Source organism: Aliiruegeria sabulilitoris (assembly GCF_001558155.1).
Taxonomy (GTDB): Bacteria; Pseudomonadota; Alphaproteobacteria; order Rhodobacterales; family Rhodobacteraceae; genus Tropicimonas; species Tropicimonas sabulilitoris.
In genome coordinates this window covers 1-20,898 of sequence record NZ_LOAS01000036.1, presented here as the reverse complement: position 1 = coordinate 20,898, position 20,898 = coordinate 1, and the positions used below count along the sequence as shown (strand labels likewise).

The 20,898-nt window shown below is 61.1% G+C and carries 19 protein-coding genes and 1 pseudogene; 8 read left to right on the top strand and 12 right to left on the bottom strand.

Translation table 11 applies throughout. From position 1 onward, the window contains the following. The first annotated feature begins 121 nt into the window (after positions 1-121). The 6 genes from AX756_RS22160 to AX756_RS25245 all read left to right on the top strand — a co-directional run bounded on the left by AX756_RS22160 (position 122) and on the right by AX756_RS25245 (position 5,199). Positions 122-1,510, top strand: a complete 1,389-nt coding sequence (locus AX756_RS22160; protein ID WP_231701138.1) for a metal-dependent hydrolase family protein — start codon at positions 122-124, stop codon at positions 1,508-1,510. 173 nt (positions 1,511-1,683) lie between these two features. Further along, positions 1,684-2,505, top strand: a complete 822-nt coding sequence (locus AX756_RS22155; RefSeq protein WP_068317274.1) for a hypothetical protein — start codon at positions 1,684-1,686, stop codon at positions 2,503-2,505. An 8-nt stretch (positions 2,506-2,513) separates the two neighbouring features. Next, complete coding sequence (locus AX756_RS22150) at positions 2,514-3,242, top strand: DUF3299 domain-containing protein (protein ID WP_156461621.1); 729 nt, start codon at positions 2,514-2,516, stop codon at positions 3,240-3,242. An 8-nt stretch (positions 3,243-3,250) separates the two neighbouring features. Further along, positions 3,251-4,444, top strand: a complete 1,194-nt coding sequence (locus AX756_RS22145; RefSeq protein WP_082739283.1) for a carbohydrate porin — start codon at positions 3,251-3,253, stop codon at positions 4,442-4,444. 10 nt (positions 4,445-4,454) lie between these two features. Then, a complete protein-coding gene (locus AX756_RS26160; protein ID WP_068317268.1) occupies positions 4,455-4,796 on the top strand; it encodes a hypothetical protein in 342 nt (113 codons plus the stop codon). Next, the gene (locus AX756_RS25245; protein ID WP_331457781.1) at positions 4,717-5,199 is read left to right on the top strand and encodes an SDR family oxidoreductase; all 483 of its coding nucleotides are present in this window, start codon (positions 4,717-4,719) and stop codon (positions 5,197-5,199) included. Before AX756_RS26160 ends, AX756_RS25245 begins: the two co-directional genes overlap by 80 nt. Before the next feature lie 17 nt (positions 5,200-5,216). Here AX756_RS25245 and AX756_RS22135 read toward each other — a convergent pair whose 3' ends face one another. From AX756_RS22135 to AX756_RS22090, 10 genes are all read right to left on the bottom strand, one after another. Continuing rightward, the gene (locus tag AX756_RS22135) at positions 5,217-5,735 is read right to left on the bottom strand and encodes a redoxin domain-containing protein (RefSeq protein WP_068317264.1); all 519 of its coding nucleotides are present in this window, start codon (positions 5,733-5,735) and stop codon (positions 5,217-5,219) included. A 44-nt stretch (positions 5,736-5,779) separates the two neighbouring features. After that, positions 5,780-6,643 carry a rhamnulose-1-phosphate aldolase gene (gene rhaD, locus AX756_RS22130; RefSeq protein ID WP_068317262.1) on the bottom strand — a complete coding sequence of 288 codons (864 nt, stop codon included), beginning with the start codon at positions 6,641-6,643 and terminating at the stop codon, positions 5,780-5,782. Between the two features lie 10 nt (positions 6,644-6,653). Beyond that, positions 6,654-7,901, bottom strand: a complete 1,248-nt coding sequence (locus tag AX756_RS22125) for an L-rhamnose isomerase (protein WP_068317259.1) — start codon at positions 7,899-7,901, stop codon at positions 6,654-6,656. Between the two features lie 16 nt (positions 7,902-7,917). Continuing rightward, positions 7,918-9,330, bottom strand: a complete 1,413-nt coding sequence (locus AX756_RS22120; protein WP_068317257.1) for an FGGY-family carbohydrate kinase — start codon at positions 9,328-9,330, stop codon at positions 7,918-7,920. Next, complete coding sequence (gene rhaM, locus AX756_RS22115) at positions 9,327-9,641, bottom strand: L-rhamnose mutarotase (RefSeq protein ID WP_068317254.1); 315 nt, start codon at positions 9,639-9,641, stop codon at positions 9,327-9,329. The genes AX756_RS22120 and rhaM overlap by 4 nt, the downstream gene beginning before the upstream one ends. Positions 9,642-9,644: 3 nt before the next feature. Continuing rightward, positions 9,645-10,640: an ABC transporter permease gene (locus AX756_RS22110; protein ID WP_068317251.1), complete on the bottom strand. Its 996-nt coding sequence runs from the start codon at positions 10,638-10,640 to the stop codon at positions 9,645-9,647. Beyond that, the gene (locus AX756_RS22105; protein WP_170307716.1) at positions 10,637-11,620 is read right to left on the bottom strand and encodes an ABC transporter permease; all 984 of its coding nucleotides are present in this window, start codon (positions 11,618-11,620) and stop codon (positions 10,637-10,639) included. Before AX756_RS22105 ends, AX756_RS22110 begins: the two co-directional genes overlap by 4 nt. Beyond that, positions 11,617-13,161, bottom strand: coding sequence for a sugar ABC transporter ATP-binding protein (locus AX756_RS22100; RefSeq protein ID WP_068317249.1), 1,545 nt, complete (start codon positions 13,159-13,161; stop codon positions 11,617-11,619). Before AX756_RS22100 ends, AX756_RS22105 begins: the two co-directional genes overlap by 4 nt. A 76-nt stretch (positions 13,162-13,237) precedes the next feature. After that, positions 13,238-14,230, bottom strand: coding sequence for a rhamnose ABC transporter substrate-binding protein (gene rhaS, locus AX756_RS22095; protein ID WP_068317246.1), 993 nt, complete (start codon positions 14,228-14,230; stop codon positions 13,238-13,240). 47 nt (positions 14,231-14,277) lie between these two features. Continuing rightward, entirely contained in the window at positions 14,278-15,084 is an 807-nt protein-coding gene (locus AX756_RS22090) for a DeoR/GlpR family DNA-binding transcription regulator (RefSeq protein ID WP_068317243.1), read from the bottom strand. Positions 15,085-15,270: 186 nt separating this feature from the next. On the opposite strand from AX756_RS22090, the gene AX756_RS22085 reads away from it, so the two are divergent. Both AX756_RS22085 and AX756_RS26900 read left to right on the top strand, forming a co-directional pair. Continuing rightward, complete coding sequence (locus AX756_RS22085) at positions 15,271-17,373, top strand: bifunctional rhamnulose-1-phosphate aldolase/short-chain dehydrogenase (RefSeq protein ID WP_068317240.1); 2,103 nt, start codon at positions 15,271-15,273, stop codon at positions 17,371-17,373. Between the two features lie 85 nt (positions 17,374-17,458). Beyond that, a pseudogene (locus AX756_RS26900) lies at positions 17,459-17,569 on the top strand (IS5/IS1182 family transposase); the annotation flags it as partial. 407 nt (positions 17,570-17,976) lie between these two features. Here AX756_RS26900 and AX756_RS22075 read toward each other — a convergent pair. Further along, positions 17,977-19,320, bottom strand: a complete 1,344-nt coding sequence (locus AX756_RS22075; protein WP_068317290.1) for a sodium-dependent transporter — start codon at positions 19,318-19,320, stop codon at positions 17,977-17,979. A gap of 730 nt (positions 19,321-20,050) precedes the next feature. Next, a partial coding sequence (locus AX756_RS26155; RefSeq protein ID WP_197431111.1) for a hypothetical protein occupies positions 20,051-20,898 on the bottom strand: 848 nt, incomplete at its 5' end.

Sequence of the window (20,898 nt, the reverse complement as noted above, 5' to 3'; positions counted from 1 at the left end):
CTGGATAGGTAAAAAACCTGCCCTCAGTGACCTCCACGGACAGAAGCGGGATTTTTTTGTGCGTTAGGATGTCTCTCAGCCAAGCGCCCCGCAAAGGGGTCTGATCCAACGGGAGATGTATATGATGAGATTCCTTGCCTCGGTCGCCGGCCTTGCTCTGGTCGCCGGGATTGCAACGACCGCTTCGGCGCAGGACGACGGACCGCGCCAGGTGCTGTTTACCAACGTCAATATATTTGACGGTGTGAGTGAGACCTTGATCGAGAACGGCTCTGTTCTGGTCGAAGGCAACCTGATCAAGACGCTTTCGACGGAGGCCGTCGACGCAGGGGATGCCACAGTCATTGACGGCGGAGGGCGGACACTGACGCCAGGCTTCATTGACAACCACGTGCACCTGATGCTGCCGGGGCCGACGCTTCCGTCGATGGAAGCGAACAGCACCTGGGAAGACCTTGCGATTGCCGGTGTCGCCTCTGCCGAAATGTACCTGATGCAAGGGTTCACCACCGTCCGGGACGCAGGCGGCCAGAACGGCGGCCTGCAACGCGCCATCAACGCCGGAACAATTGCCGGACCGCGTATCTACCCGTCGGGTGCCTTTCTGAGCACTCGGGGTGGCCATGCGGATTTTGCGAACTACACGTCGCCTGTCGGAGAAAGCTCTAATTTCAGCCGGCTGAATATGGCGCAGGAAGTAGACAATGTTGCCGACGTCCAGAAATTCGGTCGCAACAATTTCCGCATGGGGGCCAGCCAGCTCAAGTTCATGCAGTCGGGCGGCGTGGTGTCGGTCTTCGACCCGTGGCAACTGATCGCCGGTTCGCAGGCCGAGATCGAGGCAGCCGTGCAGGTGGCCAATGAATATGGCAGCTATGTCATGGCGCATTCCTACCGGAAGGAAGCGATTCTGAACGCGCTCAATGCAGGCGTCCGCTCGATCGAACACGGCTTCATGTTCGACTGCGAAATCTCCGCTCTGATGGCGGAAAAGGATGCCTATATCACGACAAACCTGACAGCCTTCGATCCGAACCTGTTCGATATCCCAGCCATCAGCGAGGTTCCGGCCAGTTTGCGCAAGGCAAAATCAGCCGCCGCAGCCTTCACGGACTACCTCGACAATATGCGCGAATGTCCGGCGAAACGCGGCCATCACACGGACTGCGTGGGCACGGTTGATGCCTGCAACATACAAATCGCCTATGAAAAACATCTCGCGAATGAGTTCTTCGGCGCGTACACGTCTCTCGTTGCGTTGACCTCGGTCGGAGGCGAGATCGCGGCCCTGACCGGGGATTTCATGAACCCGTATCCCGAGGGCAAACTCGGCGTCATCGAGGAAGGTGCCTACGCGGACATCCTGATCCTGGATGGCAACCCACTAAAGGATTTCTCGGTCGTCGGAACGGGTGACCAATGGTTCGGCGCAGAGCCGCGGCCCGAGAGCCCGGAGACGATCCGGATCATCATGAAGGACGGCGAAATCTACAAGAACACGCTGAACTGATTGCCTGCGGGGCGGTTCTCCCTCGGACCGCCCCGCCTTTTTTTATTTGAATGGAGAGCGAAGCTTCCGGGTGTCGCGATCGTTTTCCTGTCAGACTTGGAGTCGCGACCCTGAAACATCTCAGCCTCTGCATTGCCGTTCTGGCGTTGGTACCCTGTGCAATTCAAGCGCAAGTGGGCCCCAATATTGACGAGCTCGCCAAGGAGTTGGCCAATCCGGGCGCGGCGAATGCCACGCTGAACTTCAAGTTTGAGTACCGGACATTTGACGGCGACCTCCCGGGTGCCGACGATCAGGACAGCCTGACCCTGACATTCCAGCCGGTGTTGCCCTTCAAGCTGCCAAACGGCAACAATCTGATCTTCCGCCCTGCGTTTCCCTATGTCTGGGATCAACCCGGCTTCAACGCTGAGGAATTGGCGTTCGAGAACGTCGATTCCTTCGGAGATATTCCCTTCGATCTTCTCTACTCTTGGCAATCCGGGGCCTGGACACTGGGCGCTGGGATCGTCGGATCAATCCCGACCTACACCGATCTGTCGTCGGAGAACTGGACCCTCGGCCCAAGCTTTCTGGCGGTGAAGACCTTTGACTGGGGGGTGGCCGGTCTGTTTCCGTTCCATAACGAGAAGATTGGCGGCAACGGCCCGGAGACGTCGATCACCTCGCTGCAATACTTCCTGTTCTACGGACTTGGGGACGGATGGCAGATTGGGACCGGCCCCACCAATAGCTATGACTGGAACGCTGACACCGACGATGGCTGGACCGTTCCGATCGGGCTGACCCTTGCCAAGACGGCAGCAATCGGCAAACAGCTGGTGAAACTCAATCTCGCTGTCGAGAAGAACGTGATCGCCCCCGACAGCTTTGCGTCAGACTTGAAATACACATTCCAGATCAGCCCGGTGGTCAAGAACCCCTTCCAGCCCAATCCACCTGCATCCCCGATTGACCCGGCCACACGCGCGGCGCTTCTTGCGCCCATCAGATAGGAGTGCACATGCGAATCTTTCTCGCCGCCTTTGGGCTGGGCATCTTGGCAAGTGCTTCGATGGCCGACAATGCGCAGATCGGCTGGAGCGATCTGCTCGATGCCTCTACCCAGGTATTCGAAGACCCGTACCGCGACCTGTCGCCAGGCCAGCTTGACGACCTGGTAGAGGTCGCTCGCTTGCGTCAGCAGGTGGCAGCCGGTGATGCCTCCATATCGGCCCAACTGGCCGCGCGCGAAGCCGAATTGGCCGAGAATGGCGTTGATGCGGAGTGGCTGATCTCGCAACGTTGGGTCGTCGCAGAGCGTCGGGAGCAGGCAGCTTCAGCCGGCAACCCGGAACTCGATGGCGCGGAAGTGACAATTTCGGGCTTCGCAATTCCCGCTCCCCCCGCGTCCGACGGGACATCCATCGCTTATCTCGTCGAGCAGCGGGGCATGTGCAGCCACATGCCTCCGCCCATGCCGAACCAGATGATCCGTGTGCGGCTTGTATCGGACTGGACGCCCGAATACATGCACCAGCCTGTCAGTCTGACCGGTCGGCTCCATATCCATCCGACGCAAGAGGTCTTTCGGGTGGTCGACGGCGAAGTGCCGATGGCGGCGACGTGGCGGCTGGATGCCGTCACGGTAGAAACCTACTCCCCGGCGCCACTTGCGGCAGATGCCAGCTCGGAATGGGTAGACCAACTCCGTGCGAAGCTGAAGGCGAACAAGGCCCAGACCGGCGAGTAGGAGACCCCATGTCGAGATCCAGACACGTGGCGGCGGCGCTGCTCACTCTGTCGCTGCTGCCGAATGCCACATTGGCCCAACAGGGCCTCTCTGGCCCGTCATCCGTCGAAGCGGACCTGACGCCCGGCGACGGGCTGACCGACCCGCAGCCGCGCACAGGCTTTCCACGCAACGTGCTGCCGGGGTATTTCGGCTGGAAGGACGGGCTGGCCGAGAACGGCTTCCGGTTCAATCTCGACTACTTCGCGCTCGGCCAGTGGAGCGACAGCGATCTGGGGGAAGGAGAGGCGGGCGGAGGCGTGCTGCGGTTCTATGGAAGCTGGCAGGCAACCGAAAATGGGTCGCTGACCTTCAAGATCGAGGACCGGCAGGCCTATGGCGCCGTCGCGCCCCAGTTCTTCGGCTTCGATTCCGGCGCGTTGTCGATCACTGGCACAGCCTTCAACGACAACGGCACGATGCTGACAAACCTGTTCTGGACCCAGCGTGATCCCGAGGGCCGATGGACGGTCCAGATCGGCCAGCTCGACCTGACGGATTTCGTGGACGTCTATGGCCTGGTCAGCCCCTGGACCTCGTTCCAGAACCTCGCTTTCAACACCAATCCAACGATCAACGCGCCCAATCCCGGCCTCGGGATCGCGGGCGCCGTGAAGCTGGGTGAGAATATCTATGTCGTGGGCGCGGTTGCCGACGCGAACGGGGACCCGACCGAACCGAGTTTCGATGTGTTCGAAACCGGGGAGACGTTCAAGTCCATCGAGATCGGCTATACCAGCGGCTCGGACCGGATCTATTTCGATAATATCCACCTGACTGTTTGGCAATCGGACGCGGCCGAGGATGGCAGCCGGGCCGAGGACAAGGGCGCGGCATTCTCCGCCGCCTGGCTCATCGACAATACCTGGATGCCGTTCCTGCGGGCCGGCGTTGCCGAGGGTACTGCCGCGCTCTACGAACGGTCCCTCTCCACGGGACTGGGCTGGTATCGGCGGAACACTGATCTTGCCGGGATTGGCCTCAATTGGGCCGAGGCGAAGGACATAGACGAAACCCAGTTCACCACCGAAGCCTTCTACCGCTTCAACATTTCGCCGGATTTCCAGATCACTCCCTCGATCCAGTATATCCGCGACCCGCTGCTCAACCCCGGCCAGGACGACCTGACCATCCTCGGCCTGCGGGCCAGGATCGTGTTTTGAGGGCACCCTTTTGAATCACTATGTCGCCGCAACAGCCACCATCCTCCTTACGGCCGCTTCCGTTTTCGCCCAGCCATTTTCGAACGGCATCACGGATGGCCCCACCCCATGGACCGACAAGGCTTTTGACGTTGAAGACGACCGGTTCATGTTTGCAATCCACTCCGATCTGACAGGCGGCGAGCGACCTCATGTGTTCGAAATCGCAATGGCGCAGTTGAATCTGCTTTGCCCGGAATTTGTGATCAGTGTCGGCGACCTGATCGAAGGCGGTGACGTGGACCGAGGCCAGCATCTCCGTGAATGGGAGGAATACGACCGCAGGGTGGGCCGGACGTTCGGATCGCTCTGAGAGTATCGGCTGGATCGTCAATATTGCCGCCCGGTTCAGCTTTCAGGGCGGCATTCGCGTTCCCTCCCACACCGTCTACAATCATGGCGTGGCCGGGCTGACCAGGATCCTCGCGGATGAATGGACGCCCAAGGGCTTCAACGAGAACGCTATCGCGCCGGGATCCAGCGCCACCAACAATACCGAGGCACTGTGGCACGATCCCGATTGCAACAAGGCGATCCGCACCCGCATCTCGGCGGGCAGCTGGGCGACCCGTCCGATATCGCGGGCACGGCGCTGTTGCTCGCCTCTCCGGCAGTCAATTGCATCGCCGGTTCCGTGTTCAACGTGGACGGTTGCTGGCTGGCGCGTTGAGACGGCACTGACGCAAAGCACCCGGCGCGAATGTTGCGCCGGGTGAGCCATTCTAGATCCCGTTCAGGCCGTTCCTCGAACCGGGCGATTTTTCGCGATGTTGAACTTCATCCCGTCCAGAAGTTCCTCCAGATCGGGCCGCGCCGCGGGGCCGTTGGAAATGTCTACAAGCATCAGCTCGCCATTCGGACGGAAGGCAAAAGCGCCGGGTTCGGCGAAGATGCCCGTCGTCTCCGCGTCATCAAGCGGTTCGGACACGTAGAGGCCAAGCGCGCGCATCTGCGCCTCGGTCAGGCCATAGCACAGGTCGAAGTCCCAGCCGAACTCGGCCTTGTCCGCCAGTGCCTTCTCCTTGGTGTCGGCCGAGACAACCACGACATCCATAGCCTCGGCCCAGGCAGGCAGCACGGCGTTCAACTTGTTCAGGAAGCGCTTGCAGCGCGGGCAATGCCGGCCGCGATAGACAAACAGCATGGTCCAGCGCTCCTTCAGCTGGCCAACCGTGATGGTGTCTGCCCTGTCGGCAACCGCGAAGTTGAATTCGCCGAGAAGCGTGCCCACGCGGGGCTTCATGTCTGTCATTTGGTTTTCCTGTAGCCTGCGGACGGGGTTTCCGGCCTAAGGGGTCAAGACTTACCGTCCCCGCCGTCCTGGTCAAGGAAAGCCGGTTCGGACACCATCATGTGACCGAACTTGTCACACAGCTCCCTGAGCAGGCTCGGCTCGATTCCACGCTGCGGACCACCGGCGGAAAGAACACGGCGCTGGATCGCCGATGCCTTCTCGATGGTCTCGACAAGGGCGAAGACCTTGTCGGGGCTCTCTTCGGAGGCAAAGATCCCATGATGGCTCCATGAGATGATGCGGCTGTTACGCAACTCCACGGCAGAGGCCTCGGCGATGGAGACCGTGCCCGGCAGAAGCGGCGGCACCACGCGAACCCCGTCAGGGAAGATCACGATGCATTCCGGCATTTTCTGCCAGAGCGCCATGCTCAGCTCGCGGGAATCGAGCGGCATCAGGAAGCTGAGCGCGATGAATTCCGGCACATGGCAATGCAGGATCACCCGCTCGCGCCCGCCCGAGACCTCCTTGCGGATCGCATGACCGACAAGATGGGTGGCGAATTCCGAGGTCGGCCGCCCGCCCATGGCAAAGCCCCAGACGGTGCGATAGGCGGTCCCGCCATCGACGATCTGGATGATGCCGAACACCTCGTCGGGATGGGCCAGAGCGTGGCGGAAGAACTGCCCCGAGCCGGTCATCAGGAAGTAGTCGCCATCGAGGCTCGGCTGCGCCTGATCGAGCGGCAGCGGGTCCGTCGGACGCGCCTTGGGGAAGCGGCGGCGCAGGATTGCCTCGATCTCGTCGGTCGGCAGGCGCCAGCTGAAATTGCCGCCATTCGCCTCGTTCCAGCCCATGTCCCAGCAGAGCTGAACGAACGGGGCGGCCTCTTCGACGAAGGAAATGGCGTGGGTGAATTCGGGCATGTTGCCCTCCTTATTTTCGGTCGGCCACGGAGGCCTGGTAGGTGTTGAGTGTGTTGAGCAAGGTCACGCCGCTCGGCACGGATTGCCGCTCGCAGAAGGTCTCCCAGACCGCGCCGTAAGGCAGGTCCTTGAGCTCTTCGGTCAGGATAAAACGGTCGGAGAAATTCAGCTCGGCCTCCTTGGCCTGCAGCATCTCGACCGGTTGCAGCAGCGCGCGCAGCAGCGCCTTCTGCATGTTGCGGGTTCCCACGACCCAGGCGGCCGTGCGGCTGATCGTGGCATCGAAGAAGTCGAGGCCGATATGGGTGCGGCCAAGCAGATCGCCGAAGACCAGTTCCTGCGCCATGGCGAGGATGTCGTCGTTGAGCAGGATCACGTGATCGCTGTCCCACCGCATCGGGCGGCTGACATGGAGCAGGATCTCGTCCACCGACAGCGCCACCGCGCTGAGCTTGTCGGCGATATTCTCGGTGGGGTGGAAATGGCCCATGTCGAGGCAGAGCAGCGTGTTCTTGCGGATCGCATACCCGAGATAGAACTCGTGGCTGCCGACAGTGCAGGCCTCCACGCCCAGCCCGAACAGCTTGCTCTCGACCGCGTCGAGAAGCTGCGCCTTGTCGAATTGCTTGGCGAGCATCGCGTCGAGCGAGGCCTCCAACCGCTCTCGGGCGGCCATCCGCCCTACGGGGATGTCCTTGTAGCCATCCGGGACCCAGATGTTGTTCACGCAGGGGCTGCCCATTTCGGTGCCAATGCGCGCCGCGATCTCGCGGCAGATCTCGCCATGTCGGATCCAGAAATCGCGGATGCCCTTGTCGGGATGCGACAGGGTCAGGTTGTCGTCAGCCTTGGGATGGGCAAAGAAGGTCGGGTTGAAATCGAGCCCGAGCCCGTTCTCTTTTGCCCAGTCCACCCAGGGTGCAAAATGCTTGTATTCCAACGCGTCGCGCTCGGGCGTCTCGTCGCTGTCGAGATAGCTCGCGTGAAGGTTCAGCCGGTGCTTGCCGGGGATGTTGGCATAGGCAAACTCGAGATCGGCGCGCAACTCGTCGGGCGTGCGGGCGCGGCCGGGATAATTGCCGGTCGCCTGGATGCCGCCGCCGCTCCCCGCTGTAACGCCTTCGAAGCCCACCACGTCATCGCCCTGCCAGCAATGGACCGAGATCGGGATCCTTGCGAGGCGCTCAAGCGCGGCTTCGGTATCGACGCCCCAATGCCCGAAGGCGTCTTTCGCGGCGATGTAGTCGGGACGGGTCATATCAGCTTCCTTGTGTTCAGGCGGAATGGGCCGCGGCGATTTGCGAGCCGCATGCTTGCCGCCAGTCTTCTGCATAGGATTGGAGCGCATGGGCGCGGCTCATATCGAGCGGCGGGTGCACCTTTGGTTTCTCGGAAAGCGTCGCGCCGGCGCCGCGGGTCAGAAGCGCGGCGCCGATACTCGTTCCGGTGGCCGACCCGCAAGAGAGGAGAACGGGTCGGCCAGTCGCCTCGGCCAGCATATCGAGGAAGAACTGGTTGCGGGCGAAGGGACCTTCGGTCAGCGTCGGCCCCGCTGCACCGATCATGCGCAGGCAGGTCTCGGCCATCATGGCGAGGTAGAGCGACACCACCGCTGCGCGCTGCCCTTGCGCGAGGCTTGCCTCCGGAATGGTCCATTCCGGGCGTCGTCCTTGAAACGGTCCGCTCTCCGGCACCACGGAGGGCAGGAGCATTGCACCACGCGACAACACTGTCTCGATGTCATCCGTTGTTGGGGCGATGTTCTCCCCCCGCATCAGCATCTCGTATTCCCGCCCGCCCATGAAACGGGCCGAAGGGACGGGCTTTCCGAGCGCATTGACGTTGATCAGCGTATCCCGCGCCGGGTCGAGCCGCCCCGCCTGCCCTCCGATCTCCATGGCAATGACCCATGTGCCGGTCGACAGGACCGTGAACGGGCTCTTGAGCGCCAGAAGATGCGGATAAAGCGAGGCGTTGGAATCGTGGATGCCGCAGAAAACGGGCGTGCCCGGCGCCAGCCCAAGGGCCTGCGCCAACATCGGCAGCACGGGCCCCACCCTGTCCGTGGCCAGGTAGGCCGGCGCCATCTTGTCGGCAATCCCGAGCCGCGCCGGCAGGTCGCTGAAACGGCCGAGTTCCGGCTCCCACAGATCGGTATGACAGCCCAGAGAGGTGACTTCGGTACATGCCACCCCGGTCAGGCGCGCCACCCAGAACTGCGGATAGGTCACGACCTTGGCTACCCGCCCCCGCAATCCGGGAACGGTACGCAGAAGCCAGTGAAGCTGTGCGCCGACATTGAGCCCCATCGGCAGGCGCGGCGCGCCCGTGTCCTCGAAGTCCGGGCGGATCGCGTCATACTCCGCCGCGAGCGTGTCCGGCCCGTCATGCTCATAGTCCAGCACCGGGGCCGCCAACCCTCCCGCGGCGTCGAGCAACACGACAGATGCGCCATGTGTCGTCACGCTGATCGCGTCGATCCCGTAGCTCTTCTGGAACACCGCCAGACCTTCGAGGATAAAGGCCCAAAGATGGTCGATGTCGAAATGTGGATAGGGCGGCGTATCGAGCACGGTGTTGGGCGTGGTTCGGACATCGATCTCCGCCAACGCGTCCATGTCGACAAGGGCCACCTTGGCGTTGGTCTTGCCGATATCGATGACGGCGACATGTCGGTACTCGGTCATGGCAGGTGAAACACCGTTTCCAGCTCGGTCACGACCGGCTTGTTGTCAGGTTGGGTTTCCATGATGTCGGCCATATGCGCCCACCAGCGTTGCATGACCTCTGTCTCGGGCAGGCTGTCCATGCGGTGATCATCGGTCCGCCAGAGCACGCCGAAGAGAAGGTTGGTCTCCTCATCGAGATGGATCGAGTAGTCCGAGATCCCGGCGTCGCGCAGTAGCTTCTCCAGCTCCGGCCAGATCTCGTCATGGCGGCGCTTGTACTCCTCGCGACAACCGGGGGTGAGACGCATGCGGAAGGCATATTTTTCCATGGTTCAGCGCCTCGACTGGCGGATTTGCGCAAAGAGCCGCGGCAAGGCGATCACCCCGATCAGCAGCAGGCCGATGAAGATCGACATCACGATTCCCGGCACGTTCAGAAGGCCTAGGCCGAAGGTCACAAGCCCCATGACGAAGGCCGCGATGACCACGCCGGGGATCGAGCCGGACCCGCCGAGGATGTTTACCCCGCCCAGCACCACCATGGTGACCACTTCCAGTTCCATTCCGAAGGCGATGGAGGGGCGCGTGGAGCCGAGACGCGAGGTCAGACAGACCGAGGCAACCGCCGCCATCAGGCCGGTCAGCAGGAAGAGGATGAACTTCACCCGCTTGACCCGGATACCGGAGAAGAGTGCGCCGACAGGGTTGTTGCCGATGGAAAACACGGCGCGTCCGAAATTGGTCTTGTGAAGGACCACACCATAGATCACCGCGAAAGCGAGAAAGAAGACGAACTCCACCGTGATCACCCAGAAAACATAGCCCTGGCCGAACCAGGCGAAGCTGTCGGGGTAGTTCATGAAGGCCTGGTCGCCCAGCACGATATAGGAAATGCCGCGGAAAAGGCTCATCGTGCCGATGGTGACGACGATGGACGGCAGCCCCAGCCCTGTGACCAGCGCGCCGTTGAACGCCCCGCAGGCCAGCCCGACCGTGAGACCGATGGCGACGATTCCGGGCGTGCCGACGCCCACTTCCGCAGCCGCCCCCATCGCGGTCGAGGTGAGCGCGATGATCGAAGCGACCGAGAGGTCGATCTCGCCCGAGATGATGACCAGCGCCATGGCAAAGGCGATCATGGCCTTTTCCGTGAAGTTGAAGGTCGCGTCGCTCAGGTTCCAGGCGTTGAGGAAATAGGGCGAGGCGAAGGAGTTGACGATGAAGATCGCCACCGCGACGGCCAGCAATAGCGTTTCCCAACTGCGCAGCGTGCGTTGCAGCGGTGTGGTCAGGCGGTCGGGAACATGGTGATGGGTTGCGTCGGTCATGCCGTATGCTCCGCGGATTTGAGGATGACCCGGCCCTTGGTCCGGCTGGACTGTGCGTTGAAGGCGACGGCGATGATGATCGCGCTGCCCGAGATCGCGAGCTGCCAGAAGGGCGAGATATTGATGACCGGCAGCGCGTTCTTGATCACTCCGAGGAAGAGCGCGCCAAGCAGTGTGCCCGCCACCGAGCCGACACCGCCGGCAATGGAGATACCACCGATGACACAGGCCGCGACGACTTCAAGCTCGAACCCACCGGCGATATCGACATAGGCCACGGCAAAGCGCGACACCCAGAGATAGCCCGTGAGCCCGGCCATCATGCCGGAGATGGTGAAGGCGAGAAACTGCGTCCGGCCGACATCAATACCGGTATAGACCGCCGCGTTCGGGTTGCCGCCGACGGCGAAGAAGGAGCGCCCGAGCGGCGTGCGGTTGATTATCACCACGAAGCAGATAACCACGAGTATCGCGATCCAGGAAAGCATCGGTAGGCCGGCGAGTTCCATGCGCGGGAAGTCCTTGAAGCCCGCGCTCATCTCGTGCGCGTTGATCCATTTCCCGTCGGAGATCAGGAAGACGATGCCGCGGAAGATGGTCATCGTGCCCAGCGTGACGACGATGGCCGGGATCTGGAGTTTCCATACCAGCAAGCCGTTGACCGCACCGAGGCAGGCGCCGAGCGTGAGCGCGATGACGAGGATCGCGACCACCGGCATTCCGGGCATCAGCGTGTTGAGCGTGGCCACGACCATGCCGGTGAGCGCCACGTTGGCCGCCACCGAAAGGTCGATACAGCGGGTGAGGATCACGCACATCTGCCCCATCGCCAGGATGATCAGCGTTGAGGTGTCGTTGAAGACGTTGATGAGGTTGCCCGGCTCCACGTAGGCCGGAAAGCGCGAGGCGATGATCGCCAGCAACCCGAGAATCGCCGCCAGAAGGATGGCCTCGCGGGATTTTATCATATGGGAAATCATGCCGAACCCTCCGAAATGCCGGCTGCGTGTCGGACGAGCGTTTCAGGGGTCACTTCGTCGCCTTCCAGTTCAGCGACCATGCGCCCCTCGCGCATGACGATCACCCGGTCGGACATTCCGACAATCTCGGGGATCTCCGAGGAAACCATGATCACCGCCAGCCCCTGCGCGGCAAGCTCGGCGGTAAAGGCATGGACGGCGGCCTTGGAGCCGATATCGATGCCCTTGGTCGGCTCGTCGAGGATGATGATCTTGGGCTCGGTGGCGAGCCACTTGGCGATCACCACCTTCTGTTGATTGCCTCCCGAGAGGTTGCCCACATCCTGATCGAGCGAGGCGGCCCGCAGGTCCAGCCGTTCGGTGTATTTCCGGGCCAGCGCAAATTCCTCGGCCAGGCGGGTGAAGCCGTTCTTTGAAGTGCGTCCAAGCGACGGCAATGTAACATTCTTGAAAATCGGCATGCCGATGATCGCCCCCTGTTTGCCGCGATCCTCGGGCACATAGACGATACCCGCCTCGACCGCCTCGGCAGTGGAGCGGATCTGGCGCACCTGCCCGTCGACCGCCAGCGTGCCGCCGGAGGGCTTGGTGATGCCGAAGAGCGCCTGCATGACTTCGGAGCGCCCTGCCCCGACCAACCCGTAGAATCCCAGGATCTCACCCTTGCGCAGGGTGAAGGAGATGTCCTCGAACTCGGTGGGGTGGCAGTAGCCAGAAACCCGCAGCAACTCCTCGCCGGGTGTCGCGTTGCGTTCGGGGAAGATATTCTCGACCGAACGGCCAACCATCAGCCGCACCAGGTCATCCTCGGTGATATCGGCCATCGCACCGGCGCCAACATATTGCCCGTCGCGGAACACCGTGTAGCGGTCGGCAATTCGGAAGATCTCGTCGAACTTGTGGCTGATGAAGAGGATCGCCTTGCCTTCGGCCTTGAGGCGGTCGACCAGCTCGTAGAGCTCCTCGATCTCCTTCTGACTGAGTGCCGCGGTCGGTTCGTCCATGATGACAACCCGCGCATCGATGGAAAGCGCACGCGAGATCGCCACGAGGTGCTTGTTGGCGATGCCGAGATCCTTGAGGGGCACGGCAGGATCAATCTCGGCGCCCACGCGGTCCAGCAGCTCCTTGGCGTCGCGGCGCATCCGGGCGGTGTCGATCAACCCGTATTTTCCGCGCGGCGCGTGGCCGATAAAGATGTTTTCCGCCACGGAGAGCTCATCGAAGAGCACCGTCTCCTGGTGGATGGCCGTGATGCCGGCATCGGCGGCGTGCTGTGCTGTGGGAAACTGCGTCTCCTGGCCATCGACGTGGATCGTGCCTTCTTCGGGCTGGTAGATGCCGGTCAGCACCTTGACGATGGTCGACTTTCCGGCCCCGTTCTCACCGACGAGCGCGGTGACCTGGCCGGGATAGAGATCGAGCTTGACATCGGAAAGAGCGCGCACGCCCGGAAAGATCTTCGTGATGCCGTCGAGGGAGAGGATCGGGTCTGTCATGAGGGCGTCGGTAGCCTTGCTGACATCAGGGCTGAGGTACATTGCGAGATCCAGCCGTTCAATGTGTGATGAAGGGTGGGTCCGGCGCCGGATGCGCCGAACCCGAGAGGGAAGAGGATCAGAAGATGCTCTTGAACTCATCAATATTGGAGGCGTCGTAGACGAACGGGTCAGCCATCGCGCCGTTCGTGTTCTCGTCCAACATCAGCGTGCCCATGCGGCCCATTGGGATCTCGGCGCCCGGACCGGCTTCAGCCTCACCGGTAGCAAGCGCGTGTGCCAGCATGGTTGCGGAATAGCCGAGGTCGATCGGGTTCCAGATCGCGAAGGACTTCGAGGCACCGGATTCAATGGCGCCCGCCATTTCCGACGGAAGACCCAGTCCGGTCACGTTGACCTGGCCCGCCTTGCCGGCATCCACCACCGCCTGCGCGGCGGCCACGATCCCCACGGAGGTCGGCGCGATGATCGCCTTCAGGTCGGGATAGGTCTGCATCAGCCCTGTGGCCTCGCGGTAGGACTTGTCGGCAAGGTCGTCGCCATAGACGGTCGCCACGACGTTGACACCGGGGTAGTTCGGAAGGACCTTAGTCATTTCCTCGATCCAGATGTTCTGGTTGGTCGAGGTCGTGGTGGCGGACAGCACGGCCACGTCGCCACCGTCGGGCATATGGTCGGCGGCCAGCTTGATGATCATGTTGCCGATCAGCGGGTTGGACGACGGGTTCAGGTGAAGCTGGCGGCCGTCTTCGGCGACACCGGAATCCCACGAGATTACCGTGATACCGCGCTGCATGGCCTTCTTGAGCGTCGGCACGAGCGCGTCGGTATCATTGGCAGAGACGGCAATCGCGTCGACCTGCTGGGCGATCAGCGAGTTGATCACCTCGATCTGACCCTCGGCGGTGGTATCGGTCGGGCCGGTATAGATGATCTCGACGCCGCCAAGCTCGGCGGCAGCTTCCTCGGCGCCCTTGGCGGCGGCCTCGAAGAAGCCGATGCCGAGCGCCTTGACGACGAGCGCGATGCGCATGTCGTCGGCCTGCGCGGCCCCTGCAAACAGGGTCGTGGCAATCGTGGCTGTGGTCAGGGCCTTCTTGAAGATGCTCATAATGGTTTCCTCCCTTGAGCGTTGGTATCCTGCCCGCAGCCCGGCCTTTACCCGGCCTGCGAGTTGGTATTGCGTTGCGCGTCAATCGTGGCGACGATCAACCGAACTCCGGCTGCCTCCAGCAGCGTGGCGCTCTCGTCGTCAATTCCGTCATCGGTGATCACGGTGTCGATCCGTTCCAGCGGACAGAGCACGAGGCTCGAGCGGTTGCGGAACTTGGACGAGTCCGCCAGAACCACCAACTCATCAGCCTGACCGATCAGTTTCTGTTCGGCCTGGATCAGCAGCGGGTCTTCCTCCATGAGACCAAGTCGCCCAATCCCGTGGATGCCCATGAACATGCGCCGGGCATAGAAGTTGCTCGAAACGTCATTGTCGAAGGGCGACAGGATGATGTTCTGCTCGCGATAGATCACGCCGCCCGGCACCATCACCGTGTTCTTGGAGTTCTTCAGCAGGTGCTCGGCGATCGGAAAGCTGTTGGTGAAGACCTGCAGCCGTCGATTGGCCAGCGGGTGCACCATCTGAAAGGTCGTCGTCCCGCCATTAATGATGATGGACTCGCCATCCTCGCAGAGTTCCGCCGCGGCCAGCGCAATCGCCTGCTTCTCGGCGATCTTGCGGGTCTGGTTCATGGCAAACGGATGCCCGGCGAGCCCGACGAATTTCGGCGGGGCAATCGCCTCGGCTCCACCACGCACCCGGCGCAATTTCTTTTGCATATGCAATGCCGCGATATCGCGGCGAACCGTGGCCTCAGATGCCCCGGTCAAGGTGCACAGATCTGCCACGGTAACCACCGGCCTGTCCTGGACAGCCGATAGAATGACCCTGTGGCGTTCCGACTCGTGCATTGCGTCCTCCTTATCGTAGACGTTGATCCCTCAAACACTCATTGTCAATCATTTTCAATCATCAATATGGCATATTTGAGCATTTAAGCTGGTAAGTGATCATTATTGATTGACTTTGAGCGGATAGGTTACCAGCCTTGTCGCAGCTTTGACAGACTTCGCGCGCTCTGGGGAGGAGCAGGACACATGACAAAAAAAGCGGAAAACACCCTTCTGAGCAATCGATGGGACGCAGCCCGTGCCGACGGGATGAGCGAATCGGACCATCTGATCTACCGATCAAACCTGCTTGGTTCTGACAAGCGCGTGACCAATTATGGCGGCGGAAACACTTCGGCCAAGATCACCGAAACCGATCCGTTGACTGGGCAGAGCTGCGAGGTCCTCTGGGTCAAAGGTTCCGGCGGTGATCTCGGCTCCATTGAACGAGCCGGGTTCTCCACGCTCTACATGGACAAACTTGAAGCGCTCAAAGGGCTGTATCGCGGAGCGGAGCACGAGGACGAAATGGTGGGCTACCTGCCCCATTGCACGTTCAACCTGAACCCGCGCGCGGCCTCAATCGACACGCCACTGCACGCCTATGTGCCCAAGCCGCATGTCGATCACGTCCACCCGGACGCCATCATCGCGATTGCGGCAGCGGCAGACTCCCGAGCGCTGACGCAGGAGATTTTCGGCGACGATATTGGCTGGCTGCCATGGAAACGTCCGGGCTACGAGCTCGGCCTCTGGCTGGAGGAATTCTGCAGCAAAAACCCGGATGCCAAGGGCGTCATCCTCGAATCGCACGGGCTGTTCACCTGGGCGGATACCGCCCAGGACTGCTACGCGCTGACGATTGAAACGATCAATCGCGCCATCACGTGGTTCGACGCCAGGACAGCCGGCAAGCCGGCTTTCGGCGGCGCAATCCACACGGCGCTCGCGCCCGAAGCCCGTGCTGCAATCGCGTCCGAGCTGATGCCCGCCATCCGCGGCATGGTCTCCGGCGCTCAGCACATGGTTGGCCATTTCGACGACCAGCCAGCGGTGCTCGACTTCGTGAACGCAGCAGACATGCCGGCGCTCGCCGCGCTCGGGACAAGCTGCCCCGATCACTTCCTGCGCACCAAGATCTGCCCCCTTGTGGTGGATTTCGACCCGGCGGAACCGGACGTACCCGCCCTGCTCGACGGGCTGTCGGCCTCGGTTGCCGCCTATCGCGAAAACTACGCCGCCTATTACGAGCGCTGCAAACGCGACAACAGCCCAGCCATGCGCGACCCCAACGCGGTGGTGTATCTGGTGCCCGGCGTCGGCATGATCACCTTCGCCAAGGACAAGGCGACGGCGCGCATCTCGGGCGAGTTCTACGTGAACGCGATCAACGTGATGCGCGGTGCCTCGGCGGTCTCGGAATATCGCGGCCTGCCGGAACAGGAGGCCTTCGACATCGAGTATTGGCTCCTCGAAGAGGCCAAGCTTCAACGCATGCCGAAGCCGAAACCGTTGGCCGGCAGGGTAGCGCTGGTGACCGGGGCTGCGGGCGGTATTGGCTCGGCAACCGCGGAACGGTTCCTGAGAGAAGGCGCCTGCGTGGTGCTGACGGATATCGCCCAAGACGCACTCGAGGAGACACGGGCGGCCCTTGCGGCGCGCCACTCCGCCGACGTCGTCCGGGCCGTGGCGCTCGACGTGACCGATGAAGCCGCCGTGGACGCGGCCTTTGCCGCCGCTGCGCGAGAATTTGGCGGCGTGGACCTGCTCGTGTCGAATGCCGGCATCGCATCATCCGCCCCGATCGAGGACACGAGCCTCGAGCTGTGGAACCGCAACATGTCGATCCTGTCGACCGGTTACTTCCTTGTCTCGCGCGCCGCGTTCAAAATGATGAAGGTGCAATCCATCGGCGGTGCCGTGGTCTTCGTGGCCTCCAAGAACGGCCTCGCCGCCTCCCCCAACGCGTCGGCCTATTGCACCGCCAAGGCCAGCGAGATCCACCTCGCCCGGTGCCTCGCCCTCGAAGGTGCGCCAGCCGGCATCCGCGTCAACGTCGTCAACCCGGACGCGGTGCTGCGCGGTTCACGCATCTGGTCCGGCGAATGGCTTGACCAGCGCGCAAGCACCTATGAGACCGACAAGGAAGGGCTCGAGGAAATGTACCGCAAGCGCTCTCTGCTCAAACGCTCTGTCCTTCCGGAGGACATCGCCGAGGCTGCGTACTTTCTTGTTTCGGAAGCGTCCGCGAAGTCCACTGGCAATATCCTCAACGTGGATGCCGGGAATGTCCAATCGTTCACCCGTTAGTGTGGGTAGAGGCATCCCGTTGGCTTTGCTGCACGAATCTGCGTGTGGTTTTCACTGTTTGTTTCCAGCATGATTGCTGGGACACATGAGCAGTTTGGCCCTTTCAAAGTACAACACCTCGAACTGGTCGTCTTACAATGAAGTGCTGAAGCGCTGCGGATTACTGTCGATCTGGTTCGATCCCGAGATGACTTGGCGGCCACCACCGGCCGGCGCCAACCAAGCTCCAATGAATGAGGAGGGTCAGGAAACCGTCCGGGGGACGGTTGCCCCAACGAATGCGATCCAGACCTGTCTGACCCGGAAAGCCCTGTTTGGTCTTTTCCGCCAACGTTACCCGGACGCGGTGGGTCAGTTCGCCGAAAAAAGAGGCATCGACCGCTGCCTCGTGCATCGCAGCTGCAACATAGAACCACCATGCGCGAACGGCCCGATGCTGTCTTTCGGGTCCACCTTTCAGAATGACAGCTCTGCCGACCTTACCGTGAATGCCGCCGACTGAACGATCTGGGAATGTGCCGACCTTGCTGAAGTCCAACCATTCCAATCGGATGTCCGCCATCGGGCGCACCGAAGTCAGTCAAAGCGGCTTCGATATACCCGTCAGAACTTGATGATCTCCAAGCCACTCAAGATGATCAGCAAAATCGCGACCGGGGCGACGAAGCGTAAAATGATGAACCAAGCCCTGGTCAAAATGCCCGGCTCGCCATCACCCAACACCTCCTTGGCCGCAACTGGGGCAATGATCCAGCCGGTGAAGACACAGATCAGCAGGCCGCCGACTGGCAACAGCAGTTTATCCGTCATCCAACTGGCCGAGTCGAGAAAGCCTTGGCCCTTGATGAAGTGAATGTCGCTCCAGATTCCGACAGAGAGGGACGATGGTATGCCGAGCAGGAATACAAGCAGACCAGACCCGACAGTCGCATTCCTGCGGGAAAGGCCGATGTTGTTGAAGAAGGAGACGACAGTCTCGAGCAGCGAGATGGAGGAGGTCAGGGCCGCGATGGTCAGCAGCACGAAGAAGACGATCGCGAAAAGGTATCCACCGGGCATGGCATTGAACACTGTCGGCAGCGTCACGAAGGTCAGACCCGGACCTGCGGCGGGGTCCATGCCGAAGGCAAAGACGGCGGGCAGGATGGCAAGGCCGGCCAGAATGGCAACCAGGGTGTCCAGAAAAGTGATCTGAACTACGGATTTGCCGAGATTCGTCTTCTTGTCGACATAGGATCCGTAGGTCAAAAGAGCCGCCGAGCCCAGGGAAAGTGAGAAGAAAGCCTGGCCGAGCGCTGCCATGACGGTACCGGCAGAAATTGCGGAGAAGTCCGGCGCGAGGAAGAACTCGAGGCCTTTGCTGGCACCGGGAAGGGTGACCGATCGCACGGCCAGGGCAATCAGCATGACAAAGAGAAGCGGCATCAGCACCTTGCTGGTTTTCTCGATGCCACCGCCGACACCGGCGACGACAACGGCCATGGTCAGCGCCGCGAAGATGCCATGGTAGACAATCGGGGACAGGGGTGAGCTTACGAAGGTTCCAAAGGCCCCTGCGATCGCTTCGGCGTCCATGCCGGAAAAGGCGCCGCCAGCGGATTTGACGACATAGGCGATGCACCAGCCCGCAACGACAGAATAGAAGGAGAGGATGATAACGGCCGTTATGACGCCCATTACGCCTACGAACGACCAGCCGGGTTTTCCGATCTTTCGGAATGCATGGATCGCATCCGTCTGGGCAATGCGACCAATCGTGATTTCCGCAAGCATGGCGGACAGGCCGATGGTGAAGACGATCCCGAGATAGATGATGATGAAGGCCGCCCCTCCATTCTCACCCGTGATGTAGGGGAATTTCCAGATATTCCCCAAGCCAACCGCGGACCCTGCCGTGGCCAGAATGAAACCGAGGCGAGAGCCCCAGTGTTCATGTGCTGTGTTCATTTTCCTGTTTCCCGGACGATCTGCAATCGCGTTGAATGCTGTTGGAAGGTCAGGCTCGATCAGCGCCTTGGCGGATCGTAGAGCACGATAGATCACCATTGGGAATACGGCATCCGCTTCTGCATATCGGACATTCCCAATCATCGCACGAGCGGCAGTTCTGCGACGTTGACGAATCTCCGGCCAATCGCTGCGCCAAGCAGCCGGATGCTACAGAGTCGGCAATGGCGCCCCGCCAGCGGCCAAGGCTGCCCTGCCTCGATGCCCCCAGGAACAATTGACTGAAGACGCTCGGTTTCGTCCCCGGAAATTCTGGCCAATATTGGATTCGTGAGGAAAACCTTACGAAGAAAATCCCTGTTCATTTTTCCGTACAAAATGGCGGGTCGAAGGAGGCAAGAACTCTTGGCACCAGCCAAGTACCAGTAATCGACCTTCGGGCGTCGGCCTGATAAGCCTTCGGCGGAGCCGACCGAGATCAGCCACTTTGCCAGCAACAAATGAAATCAACCGCCGCTCTGACTGAGCAGCGCCAGACCACGTCCGGCGAACAGTGTCTTCATGCCAGAATCCCAAACCAGCCGACCTCTTCAACAGCATGCGGACAAAGCTGACTTTCGCTGCAGAGCGGCACTAGTGGGCTAGATGAATGACCGCTCTGCGGTGTGGTTTCAACGGGTCGCTGCGGGATGGCTACCCCGGCAAGAAACGAGTGATGACGCGCGGCATGCTACTCGCCTTCAGCGTCATTCGCTGCCTTGCCGATTGCTCTAGCCAACTCACCTGCTTGGAAGAGACCAATTGCCCCTGCAGTTACAAACGCCCATCCCATTTCGAATGTGGCATTACTTATCGCCACGAGAGCTTGGTCCATTCCCGGGATAGCCGCAAAAGGCATCAAAACAATGAGCCAAAAAACCCCCAACATGGCGCCGACCACGGCTCCCAAGACCGTTACGAATATCCATTTTGGGCTGACAGCCATAAGGCGCGTCAGTATTAGCCATTGGACGGTGGCCAGAGCGAGAATGCCTGGAAGCATTTTTTGGGCCAAAAGCCACGGAAACCACATGAGAAACCCGGCCGGAACCCACCACAATGGAAGCAGCATCGCAATTATCGCTGCTGTCGATGCCGGCACCCAAAGCCCCACAATGATGCGGCCAACTTGGAGGTGCTTAGTGGCCAGTCTATTCAAGACAATCCATTGTCCGAGCGAAAAGCAAAGGCCTACCAAGAACGCAAAGCCTACAAGGTGCCAACCAAACTCTCCGGTAGGGTTCTTCATGAACGCTGCGTCCAGAAAGATCAGCAAAGCAATGCCGGCGCCTACGGCAGCCCCAATACCGCTTGCAAAAGGCCATTGCCTGCGGAGCTGGGGCCTTAGTTTTGGACTCAAATCGGAAGAAACCGGCATAAAAAGACCTACCCCATACACGTATTTTGTCCCTTTCTGTAATTTCAATTGTAGCAAGGGCGCCTTGATCTGAATCAGGCTGGATCGTCCGTGATGCCCTATGGCCCCTTGGGGCTTATTTTGTTGAAAAACTCGTGCTTGATTGAAGCGTGGTGTGCTGA